At 42.3% G+C, this 16,525-nt stretch carries 11 protein-coding genes; 8 read left to right on the forward strand and 3 right to left on the reverse strand.

Annotated features, from left to right (window positions below; all coding sequences use genetic code 11):
- The first annotated feature begins 11 nt into the window (after positions 1 to 11).
- The 7 genes from AB3G73_RS14850 (at position 12) to AB3G73_RS14880 (ending at position 11,455) form a co-directional block, all read left to right on the forward strand.
- Entirely contained in the window at positions 12 to 3,209 is a 3,198-nt protein-coding gene (locus AB3G73_RS14850; RefSeq protein ID WP_367745170.1) for a SusC/RagA family TonB-linked outer membrane protein, read from the forward strand.
- A gap of 27 nt (positions 3,210 to 3,236) precedes the next feature.
- A complete protein-coding gene (locus AB3G73_RS14855) occupies positions 3,237 to 5,057 on the forward strand; it encodes a RagB/SusD family nutrient uptake outer membrane protein (RefSeq protein WP_367745171.1) in 1,821 nt (606 codons plus the stop codon).
- A gap of 25 nt (positions 5,058 to 5,082) precedes the next feature.
- Complete coding sequence (locus tag AB3G73_RS14860; RefSeq protein ID WP_367745172.1) at positions 5,083 to 6,837, forward strand: glycosyl hydrolase family 32; 1,755 nt, start codon at positions 5,083 to 5,085, stop codon at positions 6,835 to 6,837.
- Positions 6,838 to 6,866: 29 nt separating this feature from the next.
- A complete protein-coding gene (locus AB3G73_RS14865) occupies positions 6,867 to 7,796 on the forward strand; it encodes a dihydrodipicolinate synthase family protein (protein WP_367745173.1) in 930 nt (309 codons plus the stop codon).
- Positions 7,793 to 8,398 carry a YhcH/YjgK/YiaL family protein gene (locus tag AB3G73_RS14870; RefSeq protein WP_367745174.1) on the forward strand — a complete coding sequence of 202 codons (606 nt, stop codon included), beginning with the start codon at positions 7,793 to 7,795 and terminating at the stop codon, positions 8,396 to 8,398. The genes AB3G73_RS14865 and AB3G73_RS14870 overlap by 4 nt, the downstream gene beginning before the upstream one ends.
- A gap of 2 nt (positions 8,399 to 8,400) precedes the next feature.
- A complete protein-coding gene (locus AB3G73_RS14875) occupies positions 8,401 to 9,669 on the forward strand; it encodes an MFS transporter (protein WP_367745175.1) in 1,269 nt (422 codons plus the stop codon).
- A 73-nt stretch (positions 9,670 to 9,742) separates the two neighbouring features.
- Entirely contained in the window at positions 9,743 to 11,455 is a 1,713-nt protein-coding gene (locus AB3G73_RS14880; RefSeq protein WP_367745176.1) for a glycosyl hydrolase family 32, read from the forward strand.
- Between the two features lie 153 nt (positions 11,456 to 11,608).
- Here AB3G73_RS14880 and AB3G73_RS14885 read toward each other — a convergent pair whose 3' ends face one another.
- From AB3G73_RS14885 to ahpC, 3 genes are all read right to left on the reverse strand, one after another.
- The gene (locus tag AB3G73_RS14885) at positions 11,609 to 13,435 is read right to left on the reverse strand and encodes an endonuclease/exonuclease/phosphatase family protein (protein WP_367745177.1); all 1,827 of its coding nucleotides are present in this window, start codon (positions 13,433 to 13,435) and stop codon (positions 11,609 to 11,611) included.
- 135 nt (positions 13,436 to 13,570) lie between these two features.
- Positions 13,571 to 15,121 (reverse strand): alkyl hydroperoxide reductase subunit F, encoded by a 1,551-nt coding sequence (gene ahpF / locus AB3G73_RS14890; protein WP_298047854.1) that lies wholly within the window; start codon positions 15,119 to 15,121, stop codon positions 13,571 to 13,573.
- Between the two features lie 84 nt (positions 15,122 to 15,205).
- Complete coding sequence (gene ahpC / locus AB3G73_RS14895; RefSeq protein ID WP_004307892.1) at positions 15,206 to 15,772, reverse strand: alkyl hydroperoxide reductase subunit C; 567 nt, start codon at positions 15,770 to 15,772, stop codon at positions 15,206 to 15,208.
- Positions 15,773 to 15,983: 211 nt separating this feature from the next.
- Between ahpC and AB3G73_RS14900 the strand changes: the two genes are divergently transcribed.
- A complete protein-coding gene (locus AB3G73_RS14900; RefSeq protein ID WP_217720967.1) occupies positions 15,984 to 16,505 on the forward strand; it encodes an NUDIX domain-containing protein in 522 nt (173 codons plus the stop codon).
- The last annotated feature ends 20 nt before the right edge of the window (positions 16,506 to 16,525 follow it).

Raw genomic sequence — 16,525 nt, forward strand, 5'->3', positions numbered from 1 at the left:
TCATCTTCTCTATGAATATGTATGCTCAAAACTCTGTATCTGGTACCGTTAGAGACGGTAACGGAGAACCTTTGTTAGGAGTTTCCGTCATCGTCAAACATGGGAAAACGACTACCGGAACTGTCACAGACCTCAACGGTCACTATCAGGTAAAAGCAGATCCGAGTGCTACTATTGAATTCAGTTTCATCGGATTCAAATCAGTAATAGTACCAGCCAACCAAAAAGTGATCAATGTAACCCTGCATGACGACAACCAATTGCTGGACGAAGTGGTCGTTGTTGGTTACGGTACCCAGAAAAAGGTGAACCTGACAGGCGCAGTCAGCCAAGTCACAGCCGAAGTACTGGAAAACAGGTCTACATCGTCTGTTACACAAATGCTACAGGGAGCTATGCCCAACGTTAATATTCAGGTAAACACGGGAAGTCCCGGAGCAGGCGGAACAATCTCCATTCGCGGAATGGGTTCTGTGAATTCCAGTTCGCCTCTTATTCTGGTAGATGGTATTCCCGGTAGCATAGACCAACTGAATCCGAATGATATCGAATCTATCTCCGTACTCAAGGATGCTTCTTCGGCAGCCATCTATGGTGCACGGGCTGCTTTTGGTGTCGTTTTAGTCACTACCAAAAAAGCTAAATCCGGCAAAGCCAAAGTTTCTTACGACGGTTATTTTTCGTGGTCGAAACCGACCGTATCCACCGATTTCGTCACCTCCGGTTATGACCATGCCTATATTTATGATACTTCATACATGGGACAGAAAGGATTTATGGGAGCTGCCACCGGATATACGGAAGAAGATTATAAAGAATTGGAAGCACGCCGGTATGACACTACAGAGAATCTGGATCGCCCATGGGTAGTTACCACCACAGAAAGTAATGGCAGACAAAAATACAATTATTATGCCAACTTTGATTGGTGGAACTGGATGTATAAAGAAAGAATGCCGTCACAATCTCACAATGTAAGTATCTCCGGTGGTACGGACAAGATTCAATATTACGTATCTGCAAATTTCTATTCGAAAGATGGTATGATGAAGCGTGCTGATGAGAAATACACACAGTATACCCTGACTTCCAAATTCAATGCGGAAATAAAATCATGGTTGAAAATCGGAAACCAGACAAACTATTTTGATAGTTCGCACACGTATCCAGGTGAGAACGCAGCTAATGCAGCTTTTGCCAGAACTATGATTAACTGTGCACCTTATTACGTACCCATCGGACCGGATGGCAACTACACTGGTTTGATGAAAAACGGTAAAGTCATCAATGAAGGACGTGTAGCAGATATTTACGGAGGTGTATCTAAAGGAAATGTAGGAAAAAGGCGTTTCCGGAATACATTCTCTGTTGAAATCACTCCTATCAAGAATTTATCTGTAAATGCTGATTACACATTCGGTTTCACTATGGATGATAATTGGAAACGACAGGGATTAGTATATATTTCTAACGGATATGCCGATGAGACACAGTTGAGCACAACTTCCACTCACAAAAAAGACTATATACAGAAATCAATGTCTTACGATCCGTCTCACGTATTCAATGCATACGCTACCTATGGCAATACTTTTGCTAAAGTACATAATGTATCGGCTACAGTAGGTATGAACTATGAGAAACAACAAAACCACGATCTACTTGGTTATCGCACGGATGTACTATCTGAAACACTGAACGACTTGAATCTGGCAACAGGAACAGGAGCTTCAGACCTCAAAGCCACAGGAGGCGCATCTGCTTACGAATTGTTCGGTCTTTTCTTTAGGGCCAATTATAATTATAAAGAACGTTACTTGTTGGAAGTCAACGGAAGATATGACGGTTCTTCCAGATTCCTTTCGGGAAATAGATATGGTTTCTTTCCCTCCGTATCAGCCGGATGGAGAATTAGCGAGGAACAATTCATGAAAGGATTGAATATCTTCGATAATCTGAAAGTAAGAGCCTCTTATGGTGTTCTGGGAAATCAGTTGGGAGTAAGTATGTATCCATATTCTACCATTATCCAGAAACAGTCTTCTTATATTGTTGGCAATTCGCTTGCCTATTATCTGACGACTCCCGCTCCTGTAGCAGGCGATTATACCTGGGAAAAGGTAGGTACCCTCAACATGGGTATAGATATCAGTGTATTGGACAACAGACTTAACTTCAGCGGAGATTACTTTATCCGAAAGACTTCTGATATGTTTGTCGACGGAGTGACTCTTCCTGCTGTTTACGGTGCAAACCCTCCCCGCCAAAACGCTGGAGAAATGAAGACAAAAGGATATGAAATCACTGTAACCTGGCGTGATAATTTCAAACTGGCCGGAAGATCGCTGAATTATGAAATCTTCGGTTCTATAGGTGACGCAACCTCTGAAATCACTAAATACCAAGGAAATGACACGAACATTCTGACTGATTATTATGTAGGAAAGAAAATCGGTGAAATCTGGGGTTACAGAACTGGCGGATTATTCCAATCGGATGAAGAAGCTACGGAATGGACTAGTAAGATAGACCAGTCGGCAGTAAACAGAGACATTTTGAAAAGTCAGGGTAAATGGTCTGTTGCCCGTGGTGGAGATATGAAATACCTCGATAAGGATGGTAATAACATTATCAACAATGGAGCAAATACATTAGACGATCATGGAGATCTCGAAGTGATCGGTAATGAAACGCCGCGTTACAACTATGGATTCGGAGCAAATATAAACTGGAATGGATTTGATTTTGCCATCTCATTCCAAGGTATTGGAAAAAGAGATTTATATCCGAACAAAGAAATGGAAAAATTCTGGGGATCATGGGGACGTGTCAACAGTGCTTTCCTCCCCAAAGGACTAGCCGAAGAAGCATGGTCGGAAGAGAACAAGGGCGCATATTTCCCTCGCCTCGAACGTGGTAGCGCCGCATATAACGATGACGGACAGATGCAAGTTGTGAATGACAGATATTTGCAGAACCTGGCATACCTGCGTCTGAAAAATCTATCGGTAGGTTATACATTACCTGCTAAGCTTACATCGAAAGCAGGAATCGAGCGATTGAGAATCTATTTTGCCGGTGAAAATTTATGCTATTGGTCACCCTTCAAGACAGACTATATAGATCCGGAACAAGCTATGTCTGCCAATGACGCACGTATTTATCCATTCTCTAAAACGGTGTCTGTCGGCGTGAATCTGACGTTCTAATTTTTTCAAAACTAAACATCTATAAGTATGAAAACAACAACGATACTAAAGAAAGCCTTTTTGATAAGTTCACTATCGCTTTCGTTTTGTGCCTGCGAACTGGATCAGTTACCACAGGACCAGATGACTCCGGAAAACTCTCTAAAGAATGAAACGGAACTGAAGTTATACATCAACGGACTTCTCCCCATGTTGTCAGGAGCATCCAATGTAGATAATGGCGCCAGTGTAGCCGCCGGGAAAATGATGGAAAAGACTGACGATGTGATATGGCCTACGCTCCCCGATTATATGACTGGCAAAAGAAGCTCGACACAATCGGCTGGAAGTTGGGACTGGGATAATCTACGAAAGATTAATATCTTTCTGAAATACTCTGTAAATTGTCCGGATGAGACTATACGCGAGAAATATAATGCAATGGCTTATTATTTGAGGGCACAGTTCTACTATGACAAATTGAAAACATTTGGCGGAGTACCTTGGTATGACACCGTACTTGAAGATAACAGTCCGGAGTTATACAAACCACGTGACTCTCGAGAACTAATTGCAGATAAAATTTTGGAAGACCTGGATAAAGCCATTAAAAATGGAGTGGAAACTAAAAGCCTGAATGAGATAACCAAATGGACTGCATTAGCACTGAAGAGTCGTTTCTGCCTGTTCGAAGGTACATTCAGAAAATACCATAACATAGAGGGATCAGAGAAATTCCTGAAAGAATGTGTGGCAGCTTCTGAAGCAATGATGATTTCGGGCAAATACACCATTGATAAAGGGGAAGGAACAAGCGTAGCCTATCGCAACCTGTTTGCACAGCCAGCGACGAATAGTGCGAGTGACGTAGAGGTAATCACAGCCTATGCTTATAGCATTTCATTGGGCGTAAAACATAACACCAATTATTCGATCATTAACGCCAGCGGAAACCAGATTGGACTTAGTAAAGCATTCATGGACTCTTATCTGATGAATGACGGTACGCGCTTTACCGACAAACCGGGATACGCAACTATGATTTTTGGCGAGGAGTTTGAAAATAGAGATCCTCGTATGTTCCAAACAGTCAGATGTCCCGGTTACGCCCGTATCGGTAAGGATCATGATGTCAATAGATTGTATGAAGCCATGATTATTTCTACCACCGGATATATGCCGATAAAATACATACAATCCGGAGATTATGATAAGCAAACCAGTAATGAGAACGACATCATCCTGTATCGTTACGCCGAAGTCCTGCTGAATTACGCTGAAGCAAAGGCCGAATTGGGAACGCTCACCCAAACTGATCTGGAACAGAGTATCAAACTGATACGCGACCGTGTAGGAATGCCTAATATGAATATGGCAGCAGCAAATGCTAATCCGGACCCAGTACTGGCAGCACAATATCCGTTGGTATCCGGTAGCAATAAAGGAGTGATTCTCGAGATCCGGAGAGAACGGAGAGTTGAAATGGTTATGGAGGATCTGCGTTATGACGATATCATGCGTTGGAAAGCGGGGCATCTCTTCAAAGAGCAGTTCAAGGGAGTTTATTTTTCAACAGTATCAGCTCCTTCAACCAAATATGACCTGGACAAACCAGCGTATACAGTCAGAAATGCCAATTTCTACATATATATAGGCGAACGTCCCAGTAATCTGACAGAGAAAAACTCAATCGGACTAAATGTTGGCATCTTCCTTAGCAACGGAAACTCCGGCAATAAAGTAGTTAATACGGACAAGGTGAAAACATGGAATGAAGACCGTGATTATCTGGCTCCGTTGCCAAGTTCCGCACTCGTCATCAATCCGAATCTGAAACAAAATCCGCATTGGGACAGCCCCTCCAATTAACTAATCTATCATAAAAAGCATATAGATGAAACGACGTGATTTTATAAGAAACGCAGGTTTAACATTGTCCGCTGCATTGGTACCTAATATAGCATTCCCCTCTTTTTTAAGAGGGGGTGCTCCCCAAAACAGCACCCTGTATAATGGCGTCACACTTCCCGACGTCTGGCCTCCAAGAAATATTGGAATGAATTATGATCCTATGCCATTACCCTATCTGATCAATCGTCCGGCAATCGTCCCCATCGATTTAGGCCGACAACTCTTTGTCGATAATTTCCTGATTGAGCAAACGGATATGGAACGCAGATCTTACACACCGCGCAAAATGAGTTTTAATCCCGTATTAAAACCCGAAACTGAACTGGAACAAGGAACGTATGGCATTCCCGGAGCGAGCGCCAAAGATGGTGGAGTATGGTGGGATCCGAAAGATAATATTTTTAAAATGTGGTATGAAGCCGGTTGGTTGCACAGAATGGCTTACGCTACAAGTAAAGACGGAATACATTGGGAACGCCCAAATCTGGATGTAGTAGCGGGAACCAACCAGATTGTACCGGAAATTGTAGCAGACTCTTCCACGGTTTGGCTGGATCATTTTACTAAGAATCCGGAAGAACGTTTTAAGATGTTCCTACGTTCTCCGAATTCCATACCCGGCTCTACGGAACGTTTCAACTATGGGTTTAGTATGGTTTCTCCGGATGGGATTCATTGGGGAAATCCAGTCAAAACTGGGCCATGTGGAGACCGAAGTACGATGTTCTACAATCCTTTCCGCCAGAAATGGGTATACAGTCTTCGGAATCCGGAGAACATAAACCGGGTTCCTATCGGACGATTCCGTTATTACCACGAGCATTCAAACTTTCTGGAGGGGGCAAAATGGACAAAAGAAGACCTTATCTTCTGGCTAGGAGCCGATTACCTGGATGACCCGGATCCATATATTGGCGATAAGGCACAATTATACAATCTATCAGCAGTTCCTTACGAAAGTATCATGCTATCACTACCCCAGATACACCTGGGACCATCTAATGAGAGATGCAGAGAAGCCGGAGTTCCTAAAATAACCGAACTGAAAGTGGCTTACAGTCGCGATGGTTTCTATTGGGATCGTACCGACCGGCATACTTTCATTCCGGCCGAACGGAAAGAAGGCTCATGGGACAGAGGATATGTACAATCTGTGGGTGGACTGTGCACCATTGTAGGAGATCAGCTTTGGTTTTACTACATAGGCTTCGAAGGGAACAAGAAAAAGAGAAGCACTGTCTACGAGAAAAATGGGATGCATGCCAATGGAAGCACCGGTGTAGCAGTGTTGCGCAGAGATGGTTTTGTATCTTACTCCGCCCAAAAGGAGAAAGGAACATTAGTGACACGTCCTGTTACATTTACCGGGGAATACCTGTTTGTAAACGTAAACTGTCTGAACGGAGAACTAAAGGTCGAGGTATTGGATGCAGACAATAAAGTCATTCAGGGATTCTCTGCCAATGACTGTAAACCGTTGACAGTAGACAGTACGATTGCACAGATCAGGTGGAAGAATAAAAAAGACCTGTCTACCTTAAAAAGCCAACCGGTCCGATTCAAATTCTATCTTACCAATGGAGATTTGTATTCATTCTGGGTAAGTCCCGATACGGAAGGTGCCAGCAACGGATATAATGCAGCAGGAGGACCGGGGTTCAGCGGTGGTATAGACAAAGAAGGGATGAGGGCTTACAAAAAGGCACAAGATTTTCCCAACTTATTAGAAAGATGTTAAGATAATAATCAGTAATAACAATATAAAGAATGATGAATAAAGAATTATTTGAAGGTGTGATAACCCCAATGGTTACCCCCCTTATCGACAGAGAAAACATAGATTTCAAAGGCTTGGAAAAATTGCTGGATCATCTGATTAATGGCGGAGTCAGCGGTGTGTTTCTCATGGGTACTACAGGTGAAGGAACAAGTATTTCTCCCCGGATGAGAAAGGATTTAATCAAATATTCGGTAGAATACGTAAAGGAACGTGTTCCTGTATTTGTCAGTATTGCCGACTGCTGCATCGAAGAAAGCCTAAATATGGCCCGTTACGCAAAAGAATGTGGAGTTACTTATTTAGTATCCGCACTTCCGTTCTATCTAGGGCTGACGCAAAAAGAAATTATCGACTATTATACTACCATTGCCGATAATATACCTCTGCCTTTGTTCTTATATAATATCCCGGCGCAAACCAAATTAATGATTTCCGTTGAAGCAGTCAAGACATTGGCTAAGCATCCGAACATCATCGGCATGAAAGACAGTTCCGGTAATGGTACTTACTTCAACACGCTACTCGCAGAAATAAAAGCAGAATATCCCAATTTCACCATTCTCGTAGGGCCGGATGAAATGTTGGCTTCTACCATGGCACTGGGTGGCAATGGCGGCGTGAACTCCGGGTCTAATCTGTTTCCAAAACTATACGTCAACTTGTTCAAAGCCTGCAAAGCGAAAGATACAGAAAGAATACTTAAACTACAGAAACTGGTAATGAAGGTTTCCACCGGAGTTTATTCCGTAGATAAGTCAAGTGTATCCTTTCTCAAAGGTCTGAAAGCGGCATTGTTTACAGAAGGCTTGATAACCGACTATATCTGCGAACCTTTGCAAAAAGTGAATAATGCCGATCTGGAAACAATCAGAAAGAATGTAGCAGAATTGAAACAGCAAATCATTCAAGTATTATGAGAACAACCAACCAATTAATCACTCTACTAATAATTATTACCATGACTTGTTCCTGTGGAAACATTAAAAAGAATAATAGCATTGCCACATCCGCAACCGACTCTACAGAAGTAGATTGGAAATACGGTTGGACAGTAGCTGCCAGTCCGATACTCGATATGGATGCTCTGAAAAAGCACCAGGTCCAATACCCGGAAAGATGGAAAGCCACGTTCGAGTATCTGAAGAATACAGATCTAGGCAGGCTGTCTCCCGGTGAACACGAAATCATAGGACGTGAAGTATATGCTATTGTCAGCGAATATACCCCTAAAGAAGCAACAGAATGCAACTTTGAAGCACATCGCAAATATATCGACTTCCAATATCTGATTAGCGGAAAAGAGAAGATGGGGGTAACAACACTGGACAAAGTGGTCCCTATTTGTGAATATGATGAAGAAAAGGATATTGTCTTCTTCAAACCCGATGCATCGGCTATATATGAAGTGGCAACACCCGATCTTTTCTATGTTTTCTTCCCTAAGGATCCACATCGTCCCAGCATAAAAGACGAAGACGGGGTGACTGTGAAGAAAATAGTCATTAAAATCAAAATGTAAATATGCTGAAAGATAAGAAATTTTATCCATGGATGGTAGTAGGGATGCTCGTCGTAGTGTCTCTACTCAACTATTTAGATAGACAGATGCTGGCTACGATGCGTCCATTTATCATGGTGGACATCAAAGAGCTGGAGTCTATCACCAATTTCGGGCGGTTGATGGCTATATTCCTCTGGATATATGCCATTATGAGCCCTATATCGGGAATGATTGCAGACCGTTTGAACCGTAAATGGCTAATTGTCATCAGCTTGTTCGTATGGTCTACTGTCACTCTTATGATGGGATACGTTGATGACATCAGCCACTTGTATATATTAAGAGCTTTAATGGGTGTCAGCGAAGCATTTTATATTCCTGCCGCTCTGTCTCTCACAGCCGATTATCACCAGGGGAAAACAAGGTCAATCGCCATTGGTGTACTGACCTCGGGGATTTATCTGGGACAAGCTATCGGTGGCTTCGGAGCAACAGTAGCCGCACATACTTCTTGGCAATTTACCTTTCATTCTTTTGGTATGATAGGTATTATTTATAGCCTGGTACTCATCGCATTGCTGCATGAGAAAAAAACATATACAGTACAAACCGAACAAAAGAAAAGCATTAAGGAAAATCTTTCTATGACCTTCAAGGGACTGGCTGTATTGTTCAGCAATATCGCCTTCTGGGTAATGCTATATTATTTTGCCGCACTTAATCTTCCTGGATGGACTACCAAAAACTGGCTTCCGACCATGGTTTCCGATACATTAAATATGGATATGGAATTCGCAGGGCCACTTTCTACCACCACCCTTGCCCTTTCTTCATTTGTCGGTGTATTTCTTGGCGGCTTTATCTCCGACAAGTGGGTGCAAAAGAATATCAAAGGAAGGGTTTACACCAGTGCCACAGGACTATCCCTGATCGTTCCTGCTCTTTTGCTAATGGTTTACGGAAATAACATTGTGTTTATTGTAGCAGGAGCTATACTCTTCGGACTTGGCTTCGGAATGTATGATACCAATAATATGCCAATTCTTTGCCAGTTTATCCCTTCACGCTACCGCGCCACTGGTTACGGTCTCATGAATTTTGTCGGAATTGCTGCCGGAGCCATCATTACCAATGAATTGGGTAAAGCATTCGAAGCTAATTATAAAGATCTTGTCTTTTTGATAATGATCTTCTCTGTATGTCTGTCCATATTCCTGCAGTTGAAAGTGCTGAACCCTAAAACTACAGATATGACAGACGAATTAATGGCCGAATCAAAGAATAAATAGAAACATAAACTGAACGATTATGAAATATATGTACTCACTTTGCAGATCAATAAAACTGCACGCATGCATTAGCATGTTCTTGTTATGTTTAGTATCTTATAGTTGTGGCGGATCAGACGATGGAATATCCGAACCTCCGGGAAATTCCGGAACAGATCCTGCCCCAGATCCCGATGATCCATCGGACGACTGGAGAACTTTATACAACGGTATTATCCTACCTTCCGTATGGCCGCCCAAAAACATCAATATCAGTTCGTATGAACCGATGAATGTCCCTTATTTGCAGACTCCGCCGGAAGTGGTTCCCATTGATGTAGGCCGTCAATTGTTCTTTGACAATTTTCTGATTGCTAACACAGATCTGGAACGTAAATTCTATAAGCCTAAAAAGTATGCACAAAACCCTATATTAAAACCTGAAACAGCTTTGGAAACATCGAACATTCCCGGTGCTTCTGCCAAAGACGGTGGTGTGTGGTGGGAACCCAGAGAACAAATATTCAAAATGTGGTATGAGGCCGGATGGCTTAATAAAATGGCCTATGCGACCAGTAATGATGGTGTAAATTGGGTACGCCCGGATTTGAATAATGGTTCGAACGAACTTCTGACATTATCCAGATTTCCTGCAAACTCATGCGCCGTCGTACTGGATTACGAGGCATCCGACAACGAGAGATACAAAATGTTTTTACGCTCGCCGAACGCTGACGCAACAGACAATGCCGGCTATTGTATGATTTCTTCGAATGGAAAGCAGTGGAGCTGGTTTACCAAAACTGGTCCTTGCGGTGACAGAAGCACTATGTTCTACAATCCTTTCCGTAAGAAATGGGTATTCAGCATACGTACTCTGGGTGTACTAGGTAATTCTCCACATGGAAGAGCCAGATATTACCGGGAACACTCTGACTTTCTGGCCGGAGCCGTTTGGTCAAAATCAGATGTAGTATTCTGGTGTAATGCAGATAATAAAGATACCCCGGATCCGGAATTCAATCTGCCACCGGAACTTTATAATCTGAATGCTGTAGGTTACGAAAGCATCATGTTGGGACTCCACCAAATTCTATTGGATGAAAATGAAATTGCCAAAGCAGCCAACAGACCAAAAATCACAGAGTTGAAAGTTTCTTTCAGCCGTGATGGTTTTCATTGGGACAGACCTTATAGGGACGCATTTATTCCTGCTACCCGTGTGCCCGGTAGCTGGGATCGTGGATATGTACAATCCGTAGGTGGTATCTGTACTGTTGTAGGAGACCAGTTAAGATTCTACTACATCGGTTTTAAAGGTGGAGATAGCTCCAGCTATATGCATTCAAACGGTGCTACTGGTATGGCTACTCTTCGCAGAGACGGATTTGCTTCTATGTCGACAACAGGAGAAGGTAGCTTGACAACCCGCCCTGTCAAATTCAGCGGAAAATATATGTTTGTCAATGTCAACTGTCCGGCAGGAGAACTCAAGGTGGAGATCCTGGATAAAAATAATAAAGTTATTGATGGCTTCTCGGCTGACAAATGTAAAGCAGTTACTATTGATTCTACTATTCAACAGGTAGAATGGAATGGAGCCAGTGACTTATCCTCTCTGGCAGGACAAGAAGTCAGATTCAGATTCAAACTCAAAAATGGTGATTTGTATGCATTTTGGGTAAGTCCAAGTACCAATGGTGAAAGTAATGGATATGTTGCCGGTGGCGGCCCCGGATATACAAGCAATAAAGATACGGAAGGGAAAAAAGCTTATGAAAAAGCGAGTGGTTTCCAAAAGTTCTAAGTCCCGAAGAAGCTCATAATTTTATTCATATATAAAAAACAAGAGTATAATCAAAGCCGGTGCGAGCTATATCTCTGATTATAAAATAAAGGCCACAGGAATCATTTATAATCCTGTGGCCTTCATTTCTATATCATTTTTATACAGCATTCTCTAAACTGTAATATCCAGTAATACCTCCCCTTTCACATTCAACACCTTAACCCTCAATTCATCTTTCTTCTTTTCCAGAATCATCACCGTAGCGCTATCCATCTTATATCCTCCACCAATAATGACCGGGTAATTGTTTCCCAACTCACCTTTCGGATGATAGGCATACGTATGAGTATGAGCATTCAGGCTCACATTAAAAGGTGCTTTTTCCAATAATTTAGTCCATAGGTCAGCGCAGAGATTTTTTCCATCATTACCATAAAGCGGAATATGATGAATAAGAACACGTTTCTTCGCTTTCTTGAAGTCTTTGGCAGATAACTCCTCTTTCAGAAAATCGACTTGTTCATTACGTAACTGTGTGAAATCATTCAAATCGTAATACACCCAGTGAGAGTCTAGCTTATCCTCTCCACAATCAAGCATGACAATACGGGTATCGCCCCAATTAAAAGAACCATAGGTCTTATCCCCTACATAGTCATAATGGTCGCGCAGACCGATAGAATAAGCATTGCGAATCTCATGATTGCCACGCATAAAAAAAGTTGGAATGCGATCACTGCGTACACCTTCGGTAAGTTCACTAATAAAAGTCGTTGCCTGTTCGTGGTCGACAGGATCGTCTACACAATCACCATTGAAAACTACAAAGTCATAGTTGATATTCTGTATCTGTTTGCATAAAGCACGAAAGGTTTTTGTATGCTGATGCAAATCATTGAAAACAATAGCAGTGAAAGAATCTGTATCCGTTTCCGGAAGCGTAAATTCTGAGAAATCTGACTGGGCAGTATTTCCAAATACTTTCTTATATGCTTGATAAAGCAATATTTCTTGCGAACATACGCGATAATAATATTTCTGTCCCGGTATTAGATCGTTGATACGTATTTTATGTAGTTTATTATTGCAGACTACCTGCCCGTCAACAATTGTACGAGCGCGTTTCAGTTGAGTAGTGTCTGTTCCATATTCCACCCAGCAATATGCCGGAACGGTAGTTTCCCACATAACTGTCATACCATTACCTATGGGATTCTGTAAATAAGGTTTAGTACGGAATATTTTATCTGCCTTTTCAGCGGTACGCAGCTCTACAAGGATAGGGCGATGATCGGAGGCCATCGGTTCATCCAACACTTGAGAGGATATAAGAGCGAAGCCATTAGCATTTGACTTCAATGCGGTAATATAATCTATAGTCTCCTTGGGATCAGGAGCCGGATAAGTAGATTGTTTAGGATTGGAGAGTATCTGGAAGTCTTTCTGTAACTCCTTTATAAAATCGGATTCCGGTTCAGCATTCATGTCCCCAGCCAGAAAAAGAGGCTTTTTATAGGAAGCAGTAAATGACTTCACTATTTCCAGGGACTTCATGCGATCTTCTTCCGTTAATGACAGATGAGTACAACAATAAATATAATCCTCAAATTCTGCCAGAATCAAGGTGCGAGCCTCTTCTCTACCAGGTAAAGGGATAGCTTGTAAACGTAGCGGAACTTGCTTTGTCAGCAGTCCGATTCCATATTTACCTCCATCAAACTCTATGGCAGGTGCAAAACAAGCATGCATCTGTGTACGTTCAGCTATCTCACCCAGCACATATTTCTGTCCGCTCCGACGGGTCATACTGTCTACCTCTTGTATAGCCACAACATCAGGAGAAGCATTATTTATCACATTGGCTACCCGTTGAAAATTACAAATATCATCCATGCCGTTCGCATTTTTAATATTATAAGTCATCAGTCTCAATGTATGCTGGGCCTGTACCGGAAAAATAAATAGGATAACGAAAATTAGTAAAAAGATCTTTTTCATGTTTCTCATTTTTGGGGGTTAATGTTAAGTGCCCCAAAGGTAAGAAAAAAAATAAAGGGCAACAAAAATATGTATTCATACCTTTATTGCCTTTACCATGAATTGTTTGTGTGTGTCCAGTTCTATCTGTACATTTTAAATAATCCCTCTCACTCTATCGTCAAATGCAGAAAGCGCAGCTTTCGCCCCTTCGCCCATAGAGATAATAATTTGCTTATAAGGAACCGTAGAAACATCTCCGGCTGCATAGATACCCGTCACATTCGTACGGCAATGTGCATCAATCATGATTTCGCCCGGACGGTTAGTTTCCACTATGTCGCGGAACACACTGCTATTCGCAGAAAGCCCGATCTGTACAAATACACCATCCAATTCAACCAAACGTTCTTCTTCCGTTTTGCGGTCTTTGATGCGCAGGGCAGTCAGCTTATCACCATTTCCTATCACTTCTGTAGTCTGTGAACTTACAAACACTTCCACATTCGGCAATGATTTAAGTCGCTCTTGAAGTACACTGTCTGCTTTCAACTCATCCATAAATTCAAAAACAGTCACTTTGGAGCAGATACCGGCCAAGTCAATGGCTGCCTCAATGCCGGAATTTCCTCCACCTACTACTGCTACATGCTTTCCTTTATAAAACGGACCATCGCAATGAGGACAGAAAGCGACACCACGACCTATATATTCGGCTTCTCCCGGAACATTCAGTTTACGCCAGCTTGCACCAGTTGCAATAATCAGTGCCGGAGCCAGGAATTTCTCACCAACAGAGGTAGTGATCTGCTTCTGTTTTCCAACCACTTCTACTTTTTCTACTTTACGATGCTCCAGTAAATCCACCGGATAGCGTAAGAGATGTGTTTTCAGATTATCGGCAAGTTCATTTCCTGTCGTTTCCGGAACAGAGATTAGATTTTCAATACCTACCGTTTCTTTCACCTGTCCGCCGACACGCTCGGCCACGATAGCTACACGGAGTCCTTTACGGGCAGAATAAATAGCTGCCGATACTCCTGCAGGTCCTCCACCGGCCACAATCACATCATATTCTTTCACCTCTGCATTCGCTTTGGTTTCGTCAATACCATATTGTTCTTCCAACTTGGCAAGCAATTCGCCAAATTCACCACGGCCTACATGAAGTAATTTTCCGTCTGCAAAGACAGAGGGCACTCCTTGTATCTTCAGTGCATCTACTTCATCCTGATAAAGCGCACCGTCTATCATTTCATGCGTAATAGCCGGATTCAAAGTAGTCATTGCATTCAGAGCTTGCACTACGTCAGGACAGTTCGTACAAGTCAACGAAACATAAGTGGTCAGATGTATAGGGCCTTTCAGTGCTTTCACACGGTTGCAAACGGCCTCATCGGGAAAGTTCTTTCCTTTGCCATCCAGATTCAGGATAGCCAGAAGCAACGATGTGAACTCATGTCCGTTAGGAATACCACGGAATGTGATTCCGGTACGGTTGCCATTCTTCAGTAAAGTAAACTTCAACGCGTCTCCCTCATTCACTACACAAGTGATGTGATCGGAACAATCCGCTACATCTCCCAGCAGTTCCACCAGTTCGGTTTTGTTTTCGTGGCCGGATGATACGGATATATCAAAAGTAAAGTTTGCCTCCAGCCCAGCAAAAATACCCCTTAGTTGTTCTTTTAATGCAGATTCTAACATATCTTTTTCCTTTCGTTTTTTGAGAAAAAAGGCCGGCAGCGTCTTCCGTTACCGACCTCCCATAATCACCATTATCAAGATCTATCAAATCTTACCTACCAGGTCGATGCTTGGTTTCAGGGTAGACTCACCCTTCTTCCATTTAGCCGGGCAAACTTCTCCGTCATGGCTGGCTACAAACTGTGCAGCTTCCACTTTACGAAGCAATTCACTTGCATCACGGCCAATATTGTTATCATTCAATTCCACCACTTTAATCTTTCCTTCCGGATTGACAACGAATGTACCGCGATAAGCCATACCCTCTTCTTCGATATATACACCCAGTGCACGGCTCAAAGCGCCAGTCGGGTCTGCCAACATCGGATATTGAATCTTGCGAATACTTTCAGAAGCATCATGCCAAGCTTTGTGCACGAAATGAGAGTCAGTACTTACCGAGTAGATTTCTACCCCCATCGCTTTGAACTGATCGTACTTTTCAGCCATATCCACCAATTCAGTAGGACATACGAAAGTAAAGTCAGCAGGATAGAAGAAAAGAATCGCCCATTTACCTTTCAGGTCATTGTTGGTTACAGTTTTGAAAGCTCCGTTGTGAAAAGCCTGAACGCTGAATTCAGGAAGTTGAGAATTTAAAATTGGTTCCATAATCTTTATTGCTTTTATTGTTATTAATTGATTTGACTTATAACATCAGAAACAACGTTTTGTTTTTTGTTTCTGATGCAAAGATAAAGGCAGCCCCCCCGCCTTTGCAAAAAAAGTCCAATCGAATATTTCTATGCCATGATAGATGAAATTAATAAAAGCATTTTATAACTTTGCAAGCATAAACAAAAACCTGAAAATATATACGATCATGGAACATCCTCTTGCCCAATTCCTATATTGCCCTGAATGCGGTTCCCCTCATTTTGAGGTCAACAACGAGAAATCTAAAAAATGTGCAGATTGCGGCTTTGTCTATTACTTCAATCCTTCTGCCGCCACAGTAGCACTTATCTTGAATGAGAAAAATGAACTGCTTGTCTGCCGACGTGCCAAAGAGCCGGCCAAAGGAACTCTCGACCTACCCGGCGGATTCATCGACATGAATGAAACAGGCGAAGAAGGTGTTACCCGCGAAGTACTGGAAGAAACAGGGCTGAAAGTTAAAAAAGCCGTTTACCAGTTCACACTTCCCAATATTTATGTTTATTCAGGTTTTCCTGTACACACACTTGATATGTTTTTCCTCTGTACCGTAGAAGACATGAGCCATTTCTCCGCCATGGATGATGTAGCAGATTCTCTCTTCCTACCTCTCTCCGAGATTCAACCGGAAGATTTTGGGCTGGATTCTATCCGGCGAGGACTTAAAAAGTTCTTATCTGGCAGATAATTCGTTAAAATATAACAAAC

It is taken from the genome of Bacteroides sp. L008 (genome assembly GCF_040812255.1).
Lineage (GTDB): Bacteria > Bacteroidota > Bacteroidia > Bacteroidales > Bacteroidaceae > Bacteroides > Bacteroides vicugnae.

Coding starts and splice junctions, on each gene's coding strand:
- AB3G73_RS14850 (WP_367745170.1), top strand. CDS start 12: ATGAATATGTATGCTCAAAACTCTGTATCTGGTACCGTTAGAGACGGT.
- AB3G73_RS14855 (WP_367745171.1), top strand. CDS start 3,237: ATGAAAACAACAACGATACTAAAGAAAGCCTTTTTGATAAGTTCACTA.
- AB3G73_RS14860 (WP_367745172.1), top strand. CDS start 5,083: ATGAAACGACGTGATTTTATAAGAAACGCAGGTTTAACATTGTCCGCT.
- AB3G73_RS14865 (WP_367745173.1), top strand. CDS start 6,867: ATGATGAATAAAGAATTATTTGAAGGTGTGATAACCCCAATGGTTACC.
- AB3G73_RS14870 (WP_367745174.1), top strand. CDS start 7,793: ATGAGAACAACCAACCAATTAATCACTCTACTAATAATTATTACCATG.
- AB3G73_RS14875 (WP_367745175.1), top strand. CDS start 8,401: ATGCTGAAAGATAAGAAATTTTATCCATGGATGGTAGTAGGGATGCTC.
- AB3G73_RS14880 (WP_367745176.1), top strand. CDS start 9,743: ATGTTCTTGTTATGTTTAGTATCTTATAGTTGTGGCGGATCAGACGAT.
- AB3G73_RS14885 (WP_367745177.1), bottom strand. CDS start 13,435: ATGAAAAAGATCTTTTTACTAATTTTCGTTATCCTATTTATTTTTCCG.
- ahpF (WP_298047854.1), bottom strand. CDS start 15,121: ATGTTAGAATCTGCATTAAAAGAACAACTAAGGGGTATTTTTGCTGGG.
- ahpC (WP_004307892.1), bottom strand. CDS start 15,772: ATGGAACCAATTTTAAATTCTCAACTTCCTGAATTCAGCGTTCAGGCT.
- AB3G73_RS14900 (WP_217720967.1), top strand. CDS start 15,984: ATGGAACATCCTCTTGCCCAATTCCTATATTGCCCTGAATGCGGTTCC.